The 20,190-nt window shown below is 70.9% G+C and carries 18 protein-coding genes and 1 pseudogene; 9 read left to right on the top strand and 10 right to left on the bottom strand.

What is annotated here, in order from left to right:
* Positions 1-4: 4 nt before the first annotated feature.
* The 5 genes from ACZ6CV_RS34410 to ACZ6CV_RS34390 form a co-directional block, all read right to left on the bottom strand.
* Positions 5-769 carry an SDR family NAD(P)-dependent oxidoreductase gene (locus tag ACZ6CV_RS34410; protein ID WP_469255430.1) on the bottom strand — a complete coding sequence of 255 codons (765 nt, stop codon included), beginning with the start codon at positions 767-769 and terminating at the stop codon, positions 5-7.
* On the bottom strand, positions 766-1,752 hold the full coding sequence (locus ACZ6CV_RS34405; RefSeq protein WP_469255428.1) for an ornithine carbamoyltransferase: 987 nt from the start codon (positions 1,750-1,752) through the stop codon (positions 766-768). Before ACZ6CV_RS34405 ends, ACZ6CV_RS34410 begins: the two co-directional genes overlap by 4 nt.
* Complete coding sequence (locus ACZ6CV_RS34400; protein ID WP_469255426.1) at positions 1,749-3,077, bottom strand: APC family permease; 1,329 nt, start codon at positions 3,075-3,077, stop codon at positions 1,749-1,751. The genes ACZ6CV_RS34405 and ACZ6CV_RS34400 overlap by 4 nt, the downstream gene beginning before the upstream one ends.
* Positions 3,074-3,853, bottom strand: coding sequence for a HalD/BesD family halogenase (locus ACZ6CV_RS34395; protein WP_469255424.1), 780 nt, complete (start codon positions 3,851-3,853; stop codon positions 3,074-3,076). The genes ACZ6CV_RS34400 and ACZ6CV_RS34395 overlap by 4 nt, the downstream gene beginning before the upstream one ends.
* Positions 3,854-4,072: 219 nt before the next feature.
* Positions 4,073-4,345, bottom strand: a complete 273-nt coding sequence (locus tag ACZ6CV_RS34390; protein WP_469255421.1) for a hypothetical protein — start codon at positions 4,343-4,345, stop codon at positions 4,073-4,075.
* Positions 4,346-4,497: 152 nt separating this feature from the next.
* Between ACZ6CV_RS34390 and ACZ6CV_RS34385 the strand changes: the two genes are divergently transcribed.
* Positions 4,498-5,112 (top strand): LysE/ArgO family amino acid transporter, encoded by a 615-nt coding sequence (locus ACZ6CV_RS34385; RefSeq protein ID WP_469255419.1) that lies wholly within the window; start codon positions 4,498-4,500, stop codon positions 5,110-5,112.
* Positions 5,113-5,156: 44 nt separating this feature from the next.
* Here ACZ6CV_RS34385 and thrS read toward each other — a convergent pair whose 3' ends face one another.
* Positions 5,157-6,425 carry a threonine--tRNA ligase gene (thrS, locus tag ACZ6CV_RS34380; RefSeq protein ID WP_469255586.1) on the bottom strand — a complete coding sequence of 423 codons (1,269 nt, stop codon included), beginning with the start codon at positions 6,423-6,425 and terminating at the stop codon, positions 5,157-5,159.
* Between the two features lie 269 nt (positions 6,426-6,694).
* Positions 6,695-6,886: a DUF4236 domain-containing protein gene (locus ACZ6CV_RS34375; protein ID WP_358713159.1), complete on the bottom strand. Its 192-nt coding sequence runs from the start codon at positions 6,884-6,886 to the stop codon at positions 6,695-6,697.
* Between the two features lie 504 nt (positions 6,887-7,390).
* On the opposite strand from ACZ6CV_RS34375, the gene ACZ6CV_RS34370 reads away from it, so the two are divergent.
* The 3 genes from ACZ6CV_RS34370 (at position 7,391) to ACZ6CV_RS34360 (ending at position 9,784) form a co-directional block, all read left to right on the top strand.
* The gene (locus ACZ6CV_RS34370) at positions 7,391-8,905 is read left to right on the top strand and encodes an alpha/beta hydrolase (RefSeq protein ID WP_469255417.1); all 1,515 of its coding nucleotides are present in this window, start codon (positions 7,391-7,393) and stop codon (positions 8,903-8,905) included.
* 155 nt (positions 8,906-9,060) lie between these two features.
* The gene (locus ACZ6CV_RS34365) at positions 9,061-9,243 is read left to right on the top strand and encodes a hypothetical protein (protein WP_362372958.1); all 183 of its coding nucleotides are present in this window, start codon (positions 9,061-9,063) and stop codon (positions 9,241-9,243) included.
* Between the two features lie 250 nt (positions 9,244-9,493).
* Positions 9,494-9,784 (top strand): hypothetical protein, encoded by a 291-nt coding sequence (locus ACZ6CV_RS34360; protein ID WP_362372956.1) that lies wholly within the window; start codon positions 9,494-9,496, stop codon positions 9,782-9,784.
* 512 nt (positions 9,785-10,296) lie between these two features.
* On the opposite strand, the gene ACZ6CV_RS34355 is transcribed toward ACZ6CV_RS34360, so the two are convergent.
* Positions 10,297-10,548, bottom strand: coding sequence for a hypothetical protein (locus tag ACZ6CV_RS34355; RefSeq protein WP_469255415.1), 252 nt, complete (start codon positions 10,546-10,548; stop codon positions 10,297-10,299).
* Between the two features lie 640 nt (positions 10,549-11,188).
* Between ACZ6CV_RS34355 and ACZ6CV_RS34350 the strand changes: the two genes are divergently transcribed.
* The 4 genes from ACZ6CV_RS34350 to ACZ6CV_RS34335 all read left to right on the top strand — a co-directional run bounded on the left by ACZ6CV_RS34350 (position 11,189) and on the right by ACZ6CV_RS34335 (position 14,694).
* Complete coding sequence (locus ACZ6CV_RS34350) at positions 11,189-12,079, top strand: class I SAM-dependent methyltransferase (RefSeq protein WP_469255413.1); 891 nt, start codon at positions 11,189-11,191, stop codon at positions 12,077-12,079.
* A 103-nt stretch (positions 12,080-12,182) separates the two neighbouring features.
* Positions 12,183-12,518: a helix-turn-helix domain-containing protein gene (locus tag ACZ6CV_RS34345; protein WP_469255411.1), complete on the top strand. Its 336-nt coding sequence runs from the start codon at positions 12,183-12,185 to the stop codon at positions 12,516-12,518.
* Positions 12,515-14,083, top strand: a complete 1,569-nt coding sequence (locus tag ACZ6CV_RS34340) for a helix-turn-helix transcriptional regulator (RefSeq protein ID WP_469255409.1) — start codon at positions 12,515-12,517, stop codon at positions 14,081-14,083. The genes ACZ6CV_RS34345 and ACZ6CV_RS34340 overlap by 4 nt, the downstream gene beginning before the upstream one ends.
* 83 nt (positions 14,084-14,166) lie before the next feature.
* Positions 14,167-14,694 (top strand): SRPBCC family protein, encoded by a 528-nt coding sequence (locus ACZ6CV_RS34335; protein ID WP_469255407.1) that lies wholly within the window; start codon positions 14,167-14,169, stop codon positions 14,692-14,694.
* Between the two features lie 118 nt (positions 14,695-14,812).
* Here the strand turns inward: ACZ6CV_RS34335 and ACZ6CV_RS34330 are convergent, their stop codons facing one another.
* Entirely contained in the window at positions 14,813-16,081 is a 1,269-nt protein-coding gene (locus ACZ6CV_RS34330; protein ID WP_469255406.1) for a hypothetical protein, read from the bottom strand.
* A gap of 519 nt (positions 16,082-16,600) precedes the next feature.
* On the opposite strand from ACZ6CV_RS34330, the pseudogene ACZ6CV_RS34325 reads away from it, so the two are divergent.
* A pseudogene (locus ACZ6CV_RS34325) lies at positions 16,601-19,760 on the top strand (ATP-binding protein).
* Here the strand turns inward: ACZ6CV_RS34325 and ACZ6CV_RS34320 are convergent.
* Positions 19,741-20,190: ABC transporter permease (locus ACZ6CV_RS34320; protein WP_469255404.1), on the bottom strand; the 450-nt coding region annotated here is incomplete at its 5' end. The pseudogene ACZ6CV_RS34325 and the gene ACZ6CV_RS34320 overlap by 20 nt on opposite strands.

The raw sequence follows: 20,190 nt of genomic DNA, 5'->3' as shown, positions 1-20,190 counted from the left end.
GGCCTCAGACGCTCCCACCCCCATCCACCGTCAACACCGCACCCGTGACGAAGTCCGCGTCGGGGCCCGCCAGGAAGGCGACCGCCGCTGCTATGTCCTCCGGTGTGCCGATCCGGCCCAGTGGGCGGTCGGCTGCTTCTGCCAGGAACTCCGTGTCGGACTGGCCGAGTTGGCGGGCCTCGCGGGCCAGCATGGGGGTGCGCGTGTCGCCCGGTGCGACGCAGTTGACGCGGATGCCCGCGGGGCTGTGGTCCAGGGCCATGGCCTGGGTCAGCATCACCACTCCCGCCTTGGCCGTGCAGTACGCGGCGGCCTTTTCCCCGGCGCGCAGACCCCAGCCGGAGGCCACCGTCACGATGCGGCCCTGCCCGGCCCGTTCCATGAGCGGCAGCACCGCCCGGCACATCAGGAAGACGGAGTCCACGTTGTCCGCGAACGACCGGTGCCAGTCCGCCAGGGACAGATCCGGCACTGTGCCGCGCCGAATGCTGCCCGCCACACAGCACAGGTCGGTTACGGCGCCGAGCCTGCCGCTGACCTTCTCGACCAGGGCCGCCACATCACTCTCCGCCGACACGTCACACAGGAACGCCTCCGCCCGCCCGCCCGCGCCGCGAATACGTCCGGCCACCGCCTCCGCCGCGTCGTCCCGGTCGACCACCGCGACGGCCGCCCCCTCGTCCGCGAGCCGTCGCGCCACGGCGCTGCCGATGCCACCGCCACCCCCGGTCACCAGCGCGACCCGCGTGTCCGAACCGGCCGCCGTCATCGCGCATCTCCGGACAGCGTGCCGTCGAACAGCTGCGTGAGCAGGGCCTTTTGGGTGTGGAGACGGTTCTCGGCCTGTTGGAAGATCTTTGACCACGGGCCGTCCTTCACCTCGCCGTCGACCTCCTCGCCCCGGTTGCTGGGCATGCAGTCGAGGAACACCGCTTCGTCGGCGGCCCGTCGCATCAGCGGAGCCGTGACGCGCCACCGGTCCGCGAGCCGGGTCCGCGCCTGGATCTCCTCCTGGCCGACCAGCGTGGGGGACTTCCAACTCAGCGTGTACACCGCCGCGCAGTCCTTGACGGCGTCCTCCAGGTCATGGGTGAGCTCGATGCTCGCGCCGGTGCGGGCGGCGACCGACCGGGCTGCCCGGGTCACCCGCTCCTCCGGTGCGAAGCCTGGCGGGTGCGCGACGGTGATGCGATGGCCCAGCACGGCCGCGGCCATCATGGAGGAGTGCAGGACGCCGGGGGTCTTCTGGCGCGGCGAGTAGGACCAGGCGTACACGATCCGTTGGGCCGGTACCTCCGCCCCGTACAGCTCGCGCAGGGTCATGAGGTCGGCGAGGACCTGGCAGGGGTGCTCCTCGTCGTCGAGTGCGTTGATGACGGGAATCGTCGCCTGCTCTGCCATCGTACGGAGGCGCCGGTGGCCCGCGCCGTACTCGTCCATGTCGTACCAGCGCACCACCAGCGCGTCGAGATAGCGGTTGAGCACGCCGATGGTGTCCTCGATCGACTCCCGGTTGGCGAGCCGGAGTTCCTCCACGCCGTACGGGAAGCTGTCGGCGCCGAGTTGGGAGGTGGCGACCTGGAAGGAGACCCTGGTTCGAGTGGAGGGGACGTTGAAGAGCAGGCCGATGCAGCGGCCCGTCAGGTGGGCACGGGTGTCGTCGCCGCGCTTCATCGCTTCGGCGAGGTCGAGCAGGGAGTGCATCTCCTTGGCGGAGAGGTCCTGTATGCGCAGGATGTGTCGCGCGGTCATATGAGGACTCCTGTCTCGGTGGGTGGGGTCACGCGCTTGCGCAGCCACCGTTCGGCGACGACGGAGAGGAGGAGCATCGCCAGGGCGATGGCGAGGCTGATGCCGAAGAACGGCAGTATGGCGACGGTCGTGGCGATGAGCGCCAGGTTCAGGCGGGCGGCACCGCCCCGGGGGAGCAGCCGGGCGGCGGAGAGGAACGCCATCAGGAAGATGAGCAGATACGTGGCCGACGACGCCTTGATCAGCGTGGACTCGCTGGAGTCGGTGATCAGGAGGAGAACGACCGACACCGCGTAGCCGGGCAGGAGCGCGAGCACGGCACGGGCCGGCACCGTCCCCTGTGCGGAGAGCTTGCTGAGTCCGGCGGGCAGGACGCCGTCGCGGGCGAGAGCGAAGACGACGCGCGAAGTGCCCAGGCACCAGGCGTTGGTGGTGAGAAGGAGCAGAATTCCGGCGACGAGAAAGCCGCTCCTCTGCAGCGAGGATCCGGTGGCCACCTGGATGAGGCGTACGAACGCCGTGATGTCCGACTGCCCTGCGGCCGGTTCGGGCAGCGCCACCGAGACGGTGAAGGCCATGGCGAAGTAGAGCAGGCCGACACAACTGACCGCGTAGAGAATGCCTTTGGGGAAGGTGTGCCCGGGGTCGCGTACCTCCTCGGCCACGGGCGCCGCGTTCTCCCAGCCGATGAACCCGAAGAAGCAGATGAGCAACGTACTGCCGAGCGCGCCCCAGCCGTGCGGCGCGAACGGCGTCAGGCGGGTGTAGTCGGCCTCGGGCAGGGCCAGACCGATGACGACGACGAGCAACAGCACGACGGCGCCGAGGACCACCATCTGGGCGCGCGTACTCACCTTGATGCCCCACAGGTTGAGCGCCAGGCAGAACACGATGACGGCGGCGCCCGCGAGGAGCGCGGCGCGGTTCGACGCGGTGGGGTCGACCGCCGAGAGCAGATAGCGGCCGGCCGCGAGCCCGAGGACCGGATTGCCGGCGAGCAGCGTGAGGAGGAGGAAGACGGCGGCGACGCGGCCCGCCCGGGTGCCGAACGCCGCCTCCACGAACTGGGCGACGCCCTTGCTGGTGGGGTGGAGCACGGACATCTTCGCGAAGATCAGGGCGAAGGGGTAGCTGTAAAGGATCAGCACCCCCCACGCGACGAGGGACAACGGGCCCGCTTCGGCCCAGGCGAGAGCGGGGATCAGCAGGACGCCCGCACCCATCACGGAGGTGACGTAATGGGCCACGAGCCCCGACGTGCCGAGCTGCCGCGGTAGTTGAGGGGGTCCGGACGCTTCCGCGGGGGCCCCCTCGAGCGACGTCATACGGTCTGACCCGCCTGTTCCTCGCGCGAGCCGTGCCAGAGCCCGTCCATCGTCTCGTGACTGATCGGTTTGTGCAGATCCGCCTGGGACGCGTACCCCATGTTGATGATGAGCCGGCGGCCGCGGCTCAGCGGATAGACGCGGTGCAGGGTGGTGTCGGTGCGCATCAAGTACAGGTCGCCCGGCCGTAGTTCGAAGGAATGGATGGGCTGTGCGATGAACTGCCGGTGCAGCTGCGGGTCCTGCTTGTTCCAGTACGTGCGCGGTACGCACTGGACGAATCCGCCGTGCTCGGCGGGCGGGCAGGCGACGACCCAGACGAGCGCGAAGCTGTAGTCGTCCCAGTGCCAGCCGTGGGTGTCACCGGACTGCTCCAGCTCGGTGATCACGTACCGCTCCGGTTCGTAGGGGCACGGGAGGACCGGCTCGCCCGCGACCCGCGTCAGCGCCGCGAGGAGATCGGGGGCGGTGTACACCTCCGGGATGACGGTGCCGTGCTCGCTTATTTCCCGATGGCGGACATTGCGCATCTGCCGGGGTGTGTGCCCCGTCTCCTTGAAACTCATTCCGCGGCGGACGCCGTGCGCCTCGACGAGACTTTCGATTTCGTCCGCCACCGCTGATTTGACTTCGTCAGGCGCCAGGAAGGGCAGGGTGGTGAATCCGCGCTGCAGGAAATCGCGGCGCGCGCCCTCCCAGCGGTGCTCGTCCATGTTCCTGACCAGGTGTTCCGAGAGGGACTGAACGAGGCCCCCGATCCGCCCGTCCGGTCGCATGACCAGCTCCCAACGTCGTCGGCAGGAGGTTTGCTCACTTCGGTCCATGCCCATTTCGAAGTCGGAAGCCTACCGGGTCATCCTGTCGACACCCAAGAAAAGGGATGCGTTCAAGCCAAGCAGTCGAAACTGGTGCGACATTGTTTTTGACGCTTCGTTTCTTTCTGTCATGTGGCTGATGTGTATTCCGGCGTGTGTTCGGACGGTGCGGCCGAGGTGTCAGCGGGCGCGGTCCGCGACCCGCACCGAAAGCCCGTAGTCGAGTTCGGCCCCGTCGACGAGAAGTGCCTCGACCGCGCGGGTCGCCGGGTCGATGTCGGCCTCCATGCCGTCCCCCGCGTACCGCGGATAGCCGGAGGCGCCGGTCTCGCCGGTGGCCACCACCACCGCCGAACGCAGGGCGTGGGCGTCGGCGGTGTCGCCGGATCCCGCCGCGTTCTCGGTGAACTCGGGCACCAGCAGGAGCTCGTAACTCTGCGGATCAGTCGTCATGTCAGTGACGCTAGACAGGAGTCGCGTGCGCCGCACGTTCACACGCCGCGCGAACGTCCGCCGAACGCGCCGGACGCCGGACGCGCGGTGTGCGGACCACGTGAGAATCCTTACCTGTACTTAGAGCGACAATGATCATTAACGTCGTGGTCATGGGATCGACACTGACCGCCACAGCCGCCGGCTTCGGCACGGGACTCTCGCTCATCGTCGCCATCGGCTCGCAGAACGCCTTCGTGCTGCGCCAGGGCATCCGACGCCAGGCGGTGTTCGGCGTGGTGGCCATTTGTGCCGTGTCCGACATCATGCTCATCGCCGCCGGTGTCGGCGGGGTCGGCGCCGTGGTCACCGCGTGGCCGCCGGCGCTGACCCTTATCGGACTGGTGGGCGGCGCCTTCCTCCTTTCGTACGCCGTGCTCGCCGCACGCAGGGCGCTGCGGCCCGCCGCGCTGACGGCGACCGGCTCGGCCGCCGGGTCACGGCGCGGCGCACTGCTCGCCTGCCTGGCTCTGACCTGGCTCAACCCGCACGTCTACCTCGACACGGTCCTGCTCCTCGGCTCCGTCGCCGCCAGCCATGACGGGCTGCGCTGGGCGTTCGGGTTGGGCGCGATGGTCGGCAGCGTGTGCTGGTTCGCGGTGCTCGGCTACGGAGCCCGGCTGCTCAGCGGCTTCTTCGAGCGCCCCGCGGCCTGGCGCGCCCTCGACTTCCTGATCGCGGCGACGATGGCCGTCATGGGGGTGACGCTGATCGTCGGAGTGCTCTGAAACCGTCGGGGTGGTCCGAGGAGCGTCGGGGTGTTCTGACGCCTTCACCGCGCCCCGGGTTCGGCGTCCCACAGCTCGGTCCGGTGCCGCGCCACCAGTGCGCGGACGCGTTCCAGAGCCTCGGCGGCGGGCAACGGGTCCAGGCGCCGCCCGTCGCGCAGCCGCAGCGCGACCCGATCGTCCGCGTCCTCCTTCGCGCCGATGACGGCCTGATAGGGGACGAGACGGGCGGCCCGGACGCGCGCGCCCAGGCTGCCGTGCTCGGGTCCGGCCGGCTCGGCCCGCAGTCCGAGCTCCGCGCACCGCCGCAGCAGACGCTCGGCGGCCGGCACCTGGGCTTCGGAGACCGGCAGGACCACCAGCTGGGTCGGGGCGAGCCAGGCGGGGAAGGCCCCGCCGTGCTGTTCGATGAGATGGGCGACGGCTCGCTCCACACTCCCGACGATGCTGCGGTGGACCATCACGGGGCGGTGCTTGGCGCCGTCGGCGCCGATGTAGTGCAGATCGAATTGTTCGGGCTGGTGGAAGTCGACCTGGACGGTGGAGAGGGTTGACTCCCGGCCCGCCGCGTCGACGACCTGGACGTCGATCTTCGGCCCGTAGAACGCGGCCTCGCCCTCCTCGGACTCATACGGCAGCCCGGAATCCTCCAGTACGGCGGTCAACAGGGCGGTGGAGCGCCGCCACTTCGCCGGGTCGGCGACGTACTTGCCGCCTGGGCCCGGCAGCGAGAGCCGGTAGCGGGACGCCCGGATGCCGAGCGCCTCGTACGCGCGGCGGATCATCTCCAGCGCGGCGCGCGCCTCGTCGGCGACCTGGTCGAGGGTGCAGAAGATGTGCGCGTCGTTGAGGTGGATGGCCCGGACCCGGCTCAACCCGCCCAGTACACCCGAGAGTTCGGCGCGGTACATGCCGCCGATCTCGGCCATGCGCAGCGGCAGCTCACGGTAACTGTGCGAGCGGGACCGGTAGATGACGGCGTGGTGCGGGCACAGGCTCGGCCGCAGCACCACCTGTTCGCCGCCCAGATCCATCGGTGGGAACATGTCGTCGCTGTAGTGCGACCAGTGCCCGGAGATCTCGTACAACTCGCGTTTGCCCAGCACCGGCGAGTACACGTGCCGGTAGCCGGCGCGCCGCTCGGCGTCGCGGATGTACTCCTCCAGGGCGTGCCGTACGTCCGCGCCGTCCGGCAGCCAGTAGGGCAGCCCCGCGCCGATCAGCGGATCGGTGCCGAACAGGCCGAGCTCGCGGCCGAGTCGGCGGTGGTCGCGCGGGGCGCCTGGGGCGCGCGGGTGGCGCGGGTCGCGCATGTCGGGCCGCGCCTCGGCTGCGGCATCGTCGTGCGAGTGATTCATGTCGTACACGGGGGTCTCCTCGCGGGCAACGGGCGAGTGACCGCCGACAAGCCGAAGCCCCGGGGCACTCGCCCCGGGGCTTCGGACTCGAACATCGGTCAGCGCGCCGGGACACTCTCCGGCGTCGTCGTCACTGCGGCGCGCTTCAACATGTGGGTGACGGTAACAAGGCCGAGCTCGCCACGCGATGGAATTTCCGGCGCATACGGCCGAGCGCCCGCCCGCTAGCGGCGCTTCGTCGTCCGGCGCCAGCCGAAGGGGCCGGGCAGATCCATGGACGTGGTGCGCCGACCGGTGCTGCTGTGGGTGCGGCGGGGCCCGTTACGGCCACCTGTGGTGAGGGACCACGAGCGCTTGTTGATGTTCAGCCGCACCCCGGGAAGTATCCGGAAACTCTTGCGGAACGTGAGTGGCATGGACTCCTCCTAGCGTCCGTCTGCGAGTACCCGGAGACGGACGCATCTCACGCGGTCGGCGGGCTCCGCGTGACCGCCGACGGGGGCGAGCTCCACGGCCGGCCGGCCGGCCGCCCGCACCGCACCCGACAGCGCCGTACTGGCCGCCGAGCCCTGGATCCTCGGCTGCTCCAAGACGGACGCCTACCTACGGCGTTACGCCCAGCAGGCCGGCTTCGACCCCGAGATACGCGGCACGACGAGTTCTGACCCCGGAGGATCCGGGCGTGCGCATCGTCGCGATCAAGCAGCCGGTTCCGACTCGGCACATCGGCCTCGCCACGATCAGCCGCCGCCACCCCCCCCCGACTCAGGACGCTGATCGACGCTCTCCAGGAACAGGCGGCAGCACCGGACGCCATGTGATGGCCAAACCCCCTAGGTGATCCATAAGGGTAAACCCCCACCCGCTGCGGCCAGTTGGGACGATGCGGACGACCGTGGGGACCGGCGAAGCTCTTCCGCATGACGAAGATCAAGCGCAACACCGCCCTGCTCGCCGCCTCCGCGGCCGTCCTCACCCTCACCGCGCCACTCGCCGCGTCGGCGTCCACGGTCACCGAGGCGGCCGACGCCTCCAGAACGAGCGCGGCGGGCGCGGGGCTCGACTGGACCACCTGCGAGGGCCACGGCCCCGACTCCCGGCAGCAGTGCACGACGCTCGCCGTCCCGCTCGACTACGCCCACCCCGAGGGCGAGCAGATCGAGATCGCGATCTCCCGCATCAAGAGCGAGCAGCCCGCCACCCGCCGTGGCGCCCTGCTGCTCATCGCCGGCGGGCCGGGTGGTTCCAGCATCGACGACCCCTCCGGCAAGGGCCAGAAGCTCCCGCAGAGCGTGCGGGACAGCCACGACCTGATCGGCTTCGACCCCCGCGGGCTCGGTCGCTCCACCCCGGTCAGCTGCGGCTTCGAGGACACCGACATCGCTCCCGCCAAACTGCGCCCCTGGCCCGCCCCCGACGGATCCGTCACCGACAACATGGCCGCCGCCCACCGCATGTCCGACGCCTGCGCCCACAACGGCGGCGCGCTCATCCGCCACATCAGCACCGCCGACAACGCCCGCGACATCGACCGCATCCGGGCCGCGCTCGGCGAGAAGAGAATCTCCGCGTGGGCGGTCTCGTACGGCACGTACGTCGGCGCCGTCTACAACCAGCTGTTCCCGCACCGCACCGACCGCATCGTGCTGGACAGCAACGACGACCCGAACCCGGCCCGCGTCGGGCGCGGCTGGCTCGCCGCGCACGAGCGGGGTGTCGAGGACACCTTCCCGGAGTTCGCCAAGTGGGCGTCGCGGCCCGACAACAAGTACCGGCTGGCCAGGACGGCGGCCGAGGTGCGTCCGCTCTTCCTGCGCCTCGCCGAGCGCCTCGACCGCGCGCCGATCCCCTGGAAGGGCGCCGACCCGGCGGAGCTGAACGGGAACGTCCTGCGCCAGACCATGCTCAACGCGATGGACGACCCCGACGACTTCCCCGCCCTCGCCCAGCTCATGCTCGGCGCCGAACGGGGCAGCCTGCCGCCCGCGCCCCCGGCGCCGCCCGAAGAGGCGGTCCAGAACTCCGTCGCCGTCGGCTCCGCGACCCTCTGCAACGACGTCGCGTGGCCCAGCACGACGGCCGCGTACCAGAAGGGCGCCACGGCGAGCCGCCACGCGTTCCCGCTGACCGCGGGCATGCCCAGGAACGCCATGCCCTGTGCGGCGTGGCCGTTCGAACCGAAGAAGGCGCCGGTGCGCATCACCGACCGCGGCCCGTCGAACGTCCTCCTCGTGCAGAACGAGCGCGACCCCTACACCCCGCTCAGCGGCGCCCTGAAGCTGCGCGAGGCGCTCGGCCGCCGGGCCGTCATGGTCACCGTCGACGCCACCGGCCACGACTCCTACCTCGCCAACGGAAACGCCTGCGGAGACCGGACGGTCTCCCGCTTCCTGGCCACGGGGGAGCGGCCGCGCCGCGACACTTACTGCTCCTGACCTGCTGTCCTCGACAGGTCAGCAGCGTGTGAAGGTCGTCACAAGCGGCCGTCTCATGATCGGGGTCGGTGCCATCGGGGCACCGAGTTCGCGTAAGGTCGCGGGTCGGTCGCACCCGGCCGAGTCAGCAGTCACCGAACAAGGAGCCGCAGGTCATGCCGGCCAATGACGCCACCCAGGCGCCGATCTACCACACGCTCATACAGGAACACGGCGACGTCGTCGCCACGGCCCGCAAGGCCGCGGAGGAGACCCAGCAGACGGCCGAGGACCTTCTGGACTTCAGCATCCCGGGCAGAGCCGGTGCGCCCGCGGCGCCTGCCGCCCCCGCGTCCTAGGGGGCGCGGTGCGGGGCCGCGGCGTGGGGCCGCGGTGCGGTGTGTGCGTCGGAGGGGCGCGAGGCGGCGGGGGCGGGCCGCGGGTGGTCCCTGAGTCGTCGGGTCTCTTAGTCCCCGGGTCTCGTCGCCGGGTTTCGTGCCTGGGTCCCGGTTCTCGGGTTCAGGTCGGTACGGCGGCTCGGTACCCGTAAGGGGTCTCGTGGTCGGCCCGCCTCGCGTCGACCGTGGCCGATCGGCCAGGATGGCGCCCATGGACTACGAGTTCTGGAAAGAGATCCACGCACGCGGCGGCATCCCCGCGGTCAAGAGCGCACTGGAGGACCTCCCCGGCGACCTCCCTCCGCAGGAGGCCGACGCCGCGACCGAGCTGGCCCTGAAGGTCATCGAGGACGACATCGCCCGCATCAACGCCCGGGCGGACCAGGCCGAGGCGCGAGCGCGTCAGCTGGCCGAACAGGCCCGCGAGGTGAACCAGCAGCTCACGGAACACGCGACTCGCGAGGCGGACGGGCCGACCGCGCAGGACAGGTCGGCGGAGTGACGTGATGCGCGGGGGTGGTGGGGTCTGACCTGGATCGTGAGACCCCTAGGGGGCGCCGAGTCCGTGCCGCGACCGCCCCGCCCTGCACACCGGACTCGTACGGAACACCGCCCCAGACCGGCCTCGTCGGGGCCCAGACCCGTCACATCCGGGTCATAAACCACCCCAAAGCCGTCTCGTACCGCGCCTGCATCCCCGCGTCCGCCGCCACCCGCAGCAGCAGCGCGCTAGGCACGCGGACCGTGCCGTCGTAGTAGCTCGCACGACTCCGCCACGGTGCGCAGCAGCACCCGGATCGCCGAGAGGGTCTCCGCGGGGGTGTGGAGGTCGAGGGCGCTCGTCGCGGTCGAGGCGGGCTGCCACTGAGCGGCGTCGAGGCGGTGCCGGCCGAGGTGCTACAGGGCTAGACCCTCGGTCGTGCGGTCGCCGACACCGTGCGCGAGCTCCGCCGCAAGCGCGCCGCTTGACGGCCTTCAGATGGGCCGACGTCTCGCCCGTACGTCCTTCCTCCGTCAGTACCCACCCGCGAGCAGGTCGAGGACCCGGGCCTGGGCGCCCGGATCGCCAACCGCTCGCGCCGCTTCAAGTGCGGTACGCAGCAGGGGAGTCCAGCCGTCCCGTACGCGCCACGCTCGGCCGCGTACCACTCCGTCGCCGGAGGCGAAACGGAAGTCCGCGGGCAGCGAGAGGTACGACTCGTCGCCGGGCTCACCGGCGTCGGCGGCCGCCAGCGCCGTGGCGACCCTGTGGTTGAGCCCGTGCACCAGGGAGTCGTTCCGGCATCGAGGTCGCGCGCGTACAGCCGTACGAGACGGATGGTGCATCGTCCAGCGGTCAGGCGAAGCGCGTTCACCAGGTGTGCGCCGGCGAGCTTGTCCAGCGCGGCCTCGACGAACTCCGGATCGGTGCCTGCCAGGGCCGCCGTCGCGTACCGGTCGACGTGCGTCCCGAGGTGTTGCCGGAGCGCGGCGAAGTGCCCCGTGGCATCCGTGGGGAGCCGACGGACCGTCAGCCGCAACGCCACGCGGACGCCCGTGTCCTCAACGTCGCGCAGGCCCAACCGGCTTGGTGCGTCAGGCAGTTAGGCGGGCGGCCGCCACCCGCAGCGCGAGCGGCAGCCCGCCGTGCAACTCCGCGCGCACACGCTCCCTGCCGGGCACCGCGGCGAGCAGAGCGGTGCTGTCCTCGGGTTCGAGGGCTCACCGGAATCAGCGGCCACGGAGACCACGCCGAGCAGCCGGAACTCCACTGATGCGACTCCTCCTGCAGGAAAAACGGCAGATTACCGGAGGGGAACGTCGCGTCCGCGTGCGGTGAGCGGGCTCAGTACGGTCGACTGCGGTTCGAGCGCGTCCGGTACGGGGCCGCAAGCACTCACCGCCATACGAAAGGTGGCGAACACGCATGACAGCCGACGGGGAAGACCACTGGAAGTGGAAGTGGGACGACACGCTCTTCGCGGGCGCGGCACCCTATTACGCGCGCGGCAGGCTTCCCTACGCGCCGGATCTGGCGGACGCACTGGCCGAGGTGCTGGAGCTCGACGCCAGGGAACCCGAGGGGCCTGAGCGGGGCGGGCGGAGCCGTCTCATCGACGTGGGGTGCGGCCCCGGCACGCTCGCGCTGAGCCTCGCCCACCTGTTCGGCGAGGTGGTGGGTGTCGACCCGGACGAAGGCATGATCGCCGAGGCGGAACGAGCAGCCGTCGAGCGGGGCGTGGCCGAACGGGCGCGGTGGGTGCGGGCCCGCGCGGAGGACCTGCCCGGCGACCTCGGCACGTTCGACGTCGCGGTCTTCGCCCAGTCCTTCCACTGGATGGACCGCGACCGGGTGGCGGCGACCGTGAAGGGCATGCTGCGTCCCGGCGGGGCGCTGGTGCACGTGTCGGACCTGAAGACGGAGGAGCGGAGCGCCGACGGGTTCCCGTATCCGGCACCACCCTTCGCGGCTGTCGACGCGTTGGTACGGCGCTACTTGGGGCCGGTGCGCCGTGCGGGCCAAGGAGTGCTGCCGCAGGGGACCCCCGGCGGTGAGGCGGCGGTGCTCGCGCGGGCGGGGTTCGCCGGGCCGCGCCGCCATGTCGTCCCCGGCGGGCAACTCCTGGAACGTACGGCCGATGACGTCGTCGCGGGTGTGTTCTCCCTGTCCAGTTCGGCGCCTCACCTGTTCGGGAGCCGGCGCGGCCGCTTCGAGGCAGACCTTCGGGGCCTGCTGCGGGAGGCCTCCGCGTCGGGCCTCTTCTCCGAACGGGTCCCGAGCACCGAGGTCTTCGTCTGGCGGAACGAAGGGCGCTGAGAGACGCGCAGGGATATGCCCAGGGACATGTGCAGGGCTGTCAATTCATGCGTTATCCGCGAGCCTCGTGCGCTAACCGCGACCAGTTCAGTAGGCTAAGGCCATGGGGATGTCTTCCGTCGAGAGACTGCGTACCGCGGTGGCCGCGCTGATGCAGGTCACCGGTGACACCCAGGCGAGCCTCGCGGCCGTCCTGGGCGTCGACCAGACACAGGTGTCGCGCCGTCAGTCGGGTACGGCGGCCTGGGGCCTGGACGACTGCGACGCGATCGCCGCGCACTACGGAATCGACGTGCTCGACCTCCTCGCCGGGCCCACGCGCGCCTGCGAGGCGCTGGCCGCCGACCGCCGACGTACCGTCCCCAGGCGCCGCACCGCGACCAGAGCCGCGACCACGTCCGTGCCGACCGCCGCGTCCGCGAAGGGGGCCGGACGGTGAGCGAGTTCGACGCGATCGACGCTCTGTTGGCCTCCTCCGGCCCGGAGGTGGAGCTGCCGTCCGTCGAGGAACGCCGTGCGCTGCGCGCGGCACTGAACCTGTCGCAGGCGCAGGTGGCACGCGCCATCGGGGTGAATCCGACGACGGTCGGCGGCTGGGAGTCGGGCCGCGAACCGACCGGCGACGTGCGCGAGAAGTACGCGTACTTTCTGGAAGCCGCCCGAACGAGGCTCGCGTCACCGGCGGCAGAAGGGCCGCCCCCCACGCCGACGGAAACACGAGCGCTGCCACAACCGCAGCCACAGCCGCAGCCGCAGCCACAAACGGAGTCACGCGCAGAGCCCGCGACACCCCCGGCTCCCGTCCGGGACGAAGCCGCCGACAGCACGGCCGAGCGCCTCACCCACCCCGAACCGTGCGTCCTGTGCGGCCGGCCTGCCACCGACGAGGTAGAGGGCTTCCCGCAGCACCTGGACCCGGCCGACTGCGGGAGCCAGGACCCGCAAGGCGCCTCTGCCACGAGCGCCCCGGCACGCCCAAAGGTAGAGCCGGCAGCGGCGGTTGAGAAAGGTGAGCCAAAGGGCAGCGCGGTGAAGCTCGTCCCCACCGGCCGCAGGGCTCGCACCGAGGCCGAGTCGCCCGACACGATCGGCAGGGCGGTGACAGAGGCGCTCGCCGCGCACGCCGGTGACGTGGAGGCCGCCACGGCCGCCCTGGTGAAGCGGGCCATCCCCGACGCGATGGCCCTCCTGGACGAGACCCGCAAGGGCGGCCGCTACGACATCGTGGCGCACCCCTGGATCCCCGACATCCTGCGTAAGCAGACCGCGCGCGGCGCGGACCAGGTGTGGGAGGCCCGTCCCAAGTGGACCCGCCCCGAACTCCCGCCGGGCGCGCACGAAGTGACGGCCCTCGACGTCAACGGCGCCTACCTGTCGGCGCTGAAGACGCACCTCCCGATCGGCCAGCTGGAGCACTCCACCGGCTTCGACCACGACCGCAGGCGGGCCGGCGTGCACCTCGTCACGCCGCCCGCCTGGCACCACGAGGGAGTCCTCCCGAACCCGCTCGGCAACCGCGACGAGCCGGGACCGCTCTGGATCACCGAGCCGACGCTGCGCCTGCTCCTGCGCCTGTCCTCACCGAAGTACGGGCTGTGCGACCCGCCCAAGATCCACGAGTCGTACACGTCGGGCGCGACCGAGGGCCTTCTGGAGAAGTTCCGCATCGCGCTGAAGGACGCCCGCGACCGGGCGATCGCCGAGGAGGACGAGGTGACGTTGGAGTACGTGAAGGCGATGTACTCCAAGTTCGTCTCCACGATGGGGGAGTCGAACTACAACCGTGAGCTCTACCGCCCCGACTGGATGCACCTCGTCCGCTCCCAGGCCTTCGCCAACCTCTGGATGAAGGCCTACAAGGCGTACGACGAAGGCCTCACGGTCGTCCGCGCCATGGGCACCGACGAGCTGCACGTGATCGGCGACTGGCAGAGCGTCTTCCCCGAGGGCCGCGCCGTCACCGAGGTGAAGGTCAAGGACCGGTACACGGTGGGCGGCGACTAAGCCGGCCTCTCTGAGGGGTTCGGTGCCCTTCCCGCCCAACCTACTGACGGGTAAGGTCAGGGCCGAGGAATGGAGCGCTCCCTATGCCCCGTACGTTCACCGTGTCCCGCAGCATCGTGGTCAAGGCCTCGCCCTCGGTGGTGTACGAGCAGGTCAGCCGGCCCGCGCAGATGGGCCGCTGGAGCCCGGAGAACCTCGGCGCGACCGTGCCCGGCGCCGACGAACCGGCCGAGGTGGGCCTGGTCTTCGAGGGGCACAACAAGCGCGGCGCGTTCCGCTGGACCACGCGCTGCACGGTCACCGCGGCGGAGCCGGGCAGGCGGTTCGTCTTCCGCGTGCACGCGATCGGCCTGAAGCGTCCCCGGCTGCGCGCGCCCATCGCCACGTGGGAGTACCGCTTCAAGGAGGTCGAGGAGGCGGGCGCGGCGGGGACGTCGACGCGGGTGACCGAGACCTGGACGGACGACCGCCGCTCCTGGCCGGACTTCGTGGCGGGTGTCTTCGACCGGATCGCCACGGGTGGCCACACTTTCGCGGTGTTCCAGGTGAGGAACATCGACAGGACCCTGCGCAACCTCAAGAGGGAACTGGAGAGCGAACCCGGCCTCTGACCAGGCTCTCTGCCGCAGAACAAGAGCGGTACGGGGCTGTTTGGTGTGCCGCCACACGTCCACTCGGCGTGTGGCGGCCGTTCCGTTGTGCGTGATCGATGCCTTGCGGACGCGGTTCCTACCGCGCCGGCAGCGTCACCGTCCCCCACACCGGACGGTGGTCCGAGGGGTTGTCGGTGTCGGTGCCGATGGTGCAGCCGGACCAGGTCGCGGGGGACGTGGCGAAGAGGTAGTCCAGCTTGGAGCTGCCCGCCGTGGGGCGGTTGGCGGGCTGGTCACATTCCTTGTGCGCGTCGTACAGCGGCTGCAGGACGGGCACCGTGCTCCCGTCGGGTGTGACGGTGGGGGTGGCGCTCAGGTCGCCGCCGATCAGGGTTCGGTAGCCCGATGCCGAGTACGTCGTGGAGCGCTCGGCCATGTCGGCGGCCTGGGCCTGCTGGATGTGCCGCTTCGGGTCGTCGTAGTTGGGGCCGCCGGTGCTGAAGTGGGCCGTACAAGCCATGACGGCCCAGGAGCGGACGGCGGCGCACAGGGCGGTCCGGCGCTCCGTGTTGTCCGGCGAGTCCAGTTCCACCGCCTTGTACCAGGTGTTCTCCGCGGGTACGGCGATGGCGACACCGTAGGCCCCACGGTTCTTGGTGCACGTCTTCTGCGCGAAGCGGTCCGGGGCGACCTCGAGCTGGATGGGCGCGAACCGGAGGTCCCACGTGTCCGCCCCGCCGTCCCTGGCCTCCAGTTTGTGCTCCAGCGGCTTGGCCAGCTTCTCGCAGAACTCCGGGAGGAAGATCACAGCGGCATGGGCGGCGGTGGCCCGCTGCGTGACGGTGTCGGTGAACGTGTCCGCCGAGTAGCCGTACATCTTGCAGGCGCCGTTGTTGCTGCAGGTGTTCCAGGTCAGCGTGCGGAGGCTGCGCGCCGGCGCCGGGAGGGTGGCCGCGGGCGGCGCGTCCGAGGATGGGAACGGGATGTCGACGAGCTTGAACCGTTCCCACGAGCCGGGCGTCGCGTCCGTGCTCGCTCGCAGCAGCCCCTTGTCCTCATCCTCGAGGTTGACCCGTGCGGAGACGTAATAGTCCTTGGATATGCCGTTCTGGGTGTAGTTGTAGCGCAGCGCGTACCAGCCGTCCTTGAGGTCGACCAGCTCGAACTTCTCCCAGTTCCCGAGGGCTTCGCTCTGGCGGGCGCGCAACATGCCGAAGTGGGGGTCCGTGTCGTGGAACTCGGCGGACACGTACTGGCCGTTCGCCTCGGAACGCAGGGCCGGGCGTGCGTCCTTGTCGGTGTGGAGGGTGAAGGTCTCCGTCGGCTTCAGGGTGCGCGCGTCGGCGCAGTCCACCCGGGCGCGGAGCTTGCCCGCTTGATTGCTGGTTCCGTCGGGGTCGGCCACGGACGCGCACACCGGCTTGCCGACCTCGTCGCTGGCCGCCTTCGACTGGAGCGCGTACCTGCGTCCCGCCGACTTCTCGGTCAGGATGTCGCCGGCCTAGGCCGACGGTGCTATGCAGAGCGTGAGGAGCGTCAGCAGCAGCCCGATCGTGGCTCCCGCACGGGTGGTTCTTCGCAAGGTGACTCCGTTTCTCCTTCTCCGCACGGGTGGTCCGTGGGAGAGCGTCACTGGACCCCCAGACACACGAGCAGGTGGACGCGTGTCAGTGGGACATGTGTTTAGGGCATCGAGCGCTGTGGGTGGGGTGGATCATCTCACGCGGTTGCCCGTGCCGAGCGGGCGTGGGCGCACTCTGAACGGGGCTCGGTAAAGGGCCCGTTGAGCTGCGTTCCCCATCATCGAGAGCGCCTTCATCCGTCCCGGTCACTTTGGCCTGTTGCGCGGACACGAGTTGCGCAAGGCGAACAGGACGACGTCCGCGTCAACGGTCGGCTGACGTACCCCCGTTACCCTGCACGGGTGACCCCCGCCCTGATCCTGCTGCCGCGCGTGGCCTGCCGTGGGCAGGAGGTCGGCGCGCCACGCCTGCGCGCTCTCCTCGCGCTGCTCGCGGACGACGTGCGTACGGGATGCAGCACCGAGCGGCTGGTGGCCGGGCTGTGGCCGGACGTGCTGCCGGCTCGCCCGGGGAAGGCTCTGCAGGTCCTCGTCTCCAGGGCTCGGTCGCAGCTCGGCGCCGACGTCATCGCGAGTACGCCGACCGGATACCGGCTCACCTTCGCCGAGGACCAGGTCGACAGCTCAGCCCTCCTCCGGCACGCCGCCGTGAGCGTGGAGCGCGCGAGGGCCGGGGACCACGCCGGATCGTTGGCGGCTGCCGAGGCCGGACTCGCGCTGTGCGAAGGCTGGGGAGGCGACACCGACGGGGCGGCTGCCGACGACCCTGTGGCCGCGCTGCGTGCCCGGTGTGCCCGCGTGCGCGGCGACCTCGTCCGCGCACAGGGGCTCGCGCTCGCCCGGTCGGGACGCCACGCGGAGGCGGCCGCGCCATTGACCACTGTCGCAGCGCAGCGCCCGCGTGACGAGGAGGTGCTCGCCGAACTTCTACGCAGTGAGGCAGCGTTGGTGGGCCCGGCCGCCGCACTGACCCGCTACGAGGACTACCGCAGGCAACTGCGCGACACGCTCGGTACGGACCCGGGCGCCGAACTGCGAGCCGTCCAGCAGGCATTGCTGAGTGAGCAGAAGCCCGTGGCGCGCCACGGTGTGCCGCACGAACCGAACCAACTCCTGGGCAGGGACGACGACATCGCGGCGGTCCAGGAGTTGCTGCGCACCGCGCGCGTGGTCACCGTCGTCGGACCCGGCGGCATCGGCAAGACCCGGCTCGCCCACGCCGTCGGCCGCCGGGCCGCGCAGCGCCTCGTGCATGCCGTGCCGCTCGCCGGCGTCACCACGGACGAGGACGTCGCCGTGGAGGTGGCCTCGGCACTCGGCGCGGGCGCGGGACGACACGGGGCGGTCACCGGACCTGCCGCGCTCGACCCGGTGCAGGCAATTCTCGGCGTGCTCGGCTCGGGCCCCGCTCTGCTGGTCCTCGACAACTGCGAGCACGTCGTCCAGGGCGCCGCCGACATCGTACGGACGTTGATCTCGTCGTCGCGGGAGCTATGCGTGCTGGCCACCAGCCGTGCCCCGTTGGCCCTCAGGTCCGAGGCGGTGTACGCCCTGCCCGAGCTCGGCCTCGACGTCGCCGTCGAGCTGTTCACGCAGCGGGCACGTGCGGCCAGGACCCGCGCGGAGCTGCCGTCGGACGCGGTGGCCGAGGTGTGCCGTCACCTCGACGGGCTGCCGCTCGCCGTCGAGCTGGCCGCGGCGCGGGTACGCGTCCTCTCCGTCCAGCAGATCGCCCACCGGCTCGGTGACCGGTTCGCGCTGTTACGTGGCGGTGCACGTGACGCGCCGGTGCGCCACCGCACGCTGCACGCGGTCGTCGACTGGAGCTGGAACCTTCTCTCCGAGGACGCCAAGGCGGCGCTGCGCACCCTGTCCGTCTTCCCCGGCGGCTTCTCCGCCGATGCGGCGGACCACGTCCTCGGCGACGACGCCCTGCCCCTCCTGACGGAGTTGACCGACCAGTCTCTGCTCACCGCCACCGACACGCAGACCGGGGTGCGGTTCCACATGCTGGAGACCGTACGGGAGTTCAGTGCGGCCCGCCTCGCGGAGGAAGGCGAAGCGGAGCAGGCGCTCGACGGATTCCTGGTCTGGGCGAGGGAGTTCGGAGTCGTCCACCACGACTGGGCCTTCGGTTCGGACCCGCGGGCGGTGGGGGTGCGGGTCAAGGCGGAGCAGGACAACCTCGTGTCGGCACTCCGGCACGCCATGGCCCGTGCGGACGGTCCGACCACGGCAGCGCTCACGGCCGTGCTCGCCGCGCTGTGGTCCACCGACGCCGACTACCCCCGCCTGGCCGCACTCGCCGCCGACACCGGACAGCCGCTGTCGCACTACCGCCCGGAACCCGGCTACGTCGAAGTCGCCCGCGCGGCAGCGGTGTTGAGCGGAGCAAGCCTGTTCATGAACTACGGGCCGCAGGTCGGTCTCCCACGTCAGCTCGTCACCCTCCGGCGCCTTCCGCCGGCCCCGCCGGACACGTTGCTGGGCGCAGCCGCGGCCGTACTGAGCGCCGTCCCGGACATGCTGGCCTCCGGCCACGACGTGCCGCACGAGCTCTGTGACAGCGACCAACCGCTGGTCGCCGGCGTCGCCGAGTGCGTCGCCACCTATATCTGGGAATACGAGCACGACATGGACCGCGCGCTCGCCTCGGCCCGCCGGATGACCACCGTCCTGGCGGCGGTGGCCGGCCCGGCCCTCCAGGTCATGGTGCGTTCCAGGGCGAGTGAACTGTGCCTGAAAGCTGGCCGTGGCGACGAGGCCCATGAGCACCTCTTGGCGGCGCTCGACGCGCTGCCCCGGCTGGGCGACGAGCACGATTACATCGGCATCCGCACAGGCCTCGCCCTGGCCTGCCTGCAACGGGGAGACCCCGACGAAGCCGAGAAGTGGCTGCGGAAGGCGGACCGCGCCGAGACCTCACCGTACGACGACTTCTACAGCCCCGATCTCGGCGCGCGCGGAGATCGCACTCGCCCGCGGGCAGACGGAGACCGGGCTCCGCCTGTGGCGCGATGCCGTGCAGCGGATGTCCGGGGCCGGCGGGGCGCGCGGCGATGGTGGACCGAACGTACGGGGAGACGCGTGGCTCTACCCGTGGGCGCTGCAGATCCAGTCGGCGGCGATCACGGCACACGCGCACGCCGGCCGGATCGACCTCGTTGTGGAGCCGCTCGAGCGGCTACGACGTCTGGTGCGAATCTCGGCGCAGAGATCGGCTCAACTACCCCTGGAAATAGCGGTGTACGGGACCGTGCTGCACGCTCTCGGCATGGCTGGGGTCGTCTCAGGAGACACCCGAGCCGTCCGAATGCTCGCGCTCGCCGAACGAATGCGGGTGCTGCGCGAGTTTCAGCCCACCATGTCGGCGGCCCGAGCCCGGCAGGCCGCCGAGGACGCCGACAGGGCGGCGTACGCCGACGCCGTGTCGGAGTACGCCACCCTGGAGCGGGAGGAACTGCGCGCGGCAGCACGCGAGTTCACTTTGGATCGCGCCTGAACAACGCCGTCGACCAGAAGTAGCCGAGCACCGCGAGCCCGAGGCACCAACCGATCGCGAGCCAGCCGTTGTTGCCGATCTCGCTGCCGAGCAGCAGTCCGCGCAGGGTCTCGATGGCGGGGGTGAACGGCTGGTACTCGGCGATCGGCTGGAACCAGCCCGGCATCGCGTCGACCGGAACGAACGCGCTGGAGATCAACGGGAGGATGACCAGCGACATCGCGTTGTTGCCTGCGGCCTCCGCGTTGGGACCCGCCATCCCGATGCCGACCGCGATCCACGTGAACGCCACAGCCACCATGACGAGGAGCCCGAACGCGGCCAGCCATTCCAGCGCGGAGGCGTCGGTGGAGCGGAAGCCGATGGCGAGGGCGATGGCGCCGACGAGCACCACGCTCATGACCGACTGCAGCACGCTGCCGACGACGTG

It is taken from the genome of Streptomyces sp. NPDC041713 (assembly GCF_055591085.1).
The sequence above is the reverse complement of the archived record's forward strand: the minus strand, read 5'-3'. Positions and strand labels throughout refer to the sequence as shown.

Excerpts from the sequence above, each read along its gene's own strand:
- ACZ6CV_RS34410 (WP_469255430.1), bottom strand. The coding sequence starts at position 769 with ATGACGGCGGCCGGTTCGGACACGCGGGTCGCGCTGGTGACCGGGGGT.
- ACZ6CV_RS34405 (WP_469255428.1), bottom strand. The coding sequence starts at position 1,752 with ATGACCGCGCGACACATCCTGCGCATACAGGACCTCTCCGCCAAGGAG.
- ACZ6CV_RS34400 (WP_469255426.1), bottom strand. The coding sequence starts at position 3,077 with ATGACGTCGCTCGAGGGGGCCCCCGCGGAAGCGTCCGGACCCCCTCAA.
- ACZ6CV_RS34395 (WP_469255424.1), bottom strand. The coding sequence starts at position 3,853 with ATGCGACCGGACGGGCGGATCGGGGGCCTCGTTCAGTCCCTCTCGGAA.
- ACZ6CV_RS34390 (WP_469255421.1), bottom strand. The coding sequence starts at position 4,345 with ATGACGACTGATCCGCAGAGTTACGAGCTCCTGCTGGTGCCCGAGTTC.
- ACZ6CV_RS34385 (WP_469255419.1), top strand. The coding sequence starts at position 4,498 with ATGGGATCGACACTGACCGCCACAGCCGCCGGCTTCGGCACGGGACTC.
- thrS (WP_469255586.1), bottom strand. The coding sequence starts at position 6,425 with ATGCGCGACCCGCGCCACCCGCGCGCCCCAGGCGCCCCGCGCGACCAC.
- ACZ6CV_RS34375 (WP_358713159.1), bottom strand. The coding sequence starts at position 6,886 with ATGCCACTCACGTTCCGCAAGAGTTTCCGGATACTTCCCGGGGTGCGG.
- ACZ6CV_RS34370 (WP_469255417.1), top strand. The coding sequence starts at position 7,391 with ATGACGAAGATCAAGCGCAACACCGCCCTGCTCGCCGCCTCCGCGGCC.
- ACZ6CV_RS34365 (WP_362372958.1), top strand. The coding sequence starts at position 9,061 with ATGCCGGCCAATGACGCCACCCAGGCGCCGATCTACCACACGCTCATA.
- ACZ6CV_RS34360 (WP_362372956.1), top strand. The coding sequence starts at position 9,494 with ATGGACTACGAGTTCTGGAAAGAGATCCACGCACGCGGCGGCATCCCC.
- ACZ6CV_RS34350 (WP_469255413.1), top strand. The coding sequence starts at position 11,189 with ATGACAGCCGACGGGGAAGACCACTGGAAGTGGAAGTGGGACGACACG.
- ACZ6CV_RS34345 (WP_469255411.1), top strand. The coding sequence starts at position 12,183 with ATGGGGATGTCTTCCGTCGAGAGACTGCGTACCGCGGTGGCCGCGCTG.
- ACZ6CV_RS34335 (WP_469255407.1), top strand. The coding sequence starts at position 14,167 with ATGCCCCGTACGTTCACCGTGTCCCGCAGCATCGTGGTCAAGGCCTCG.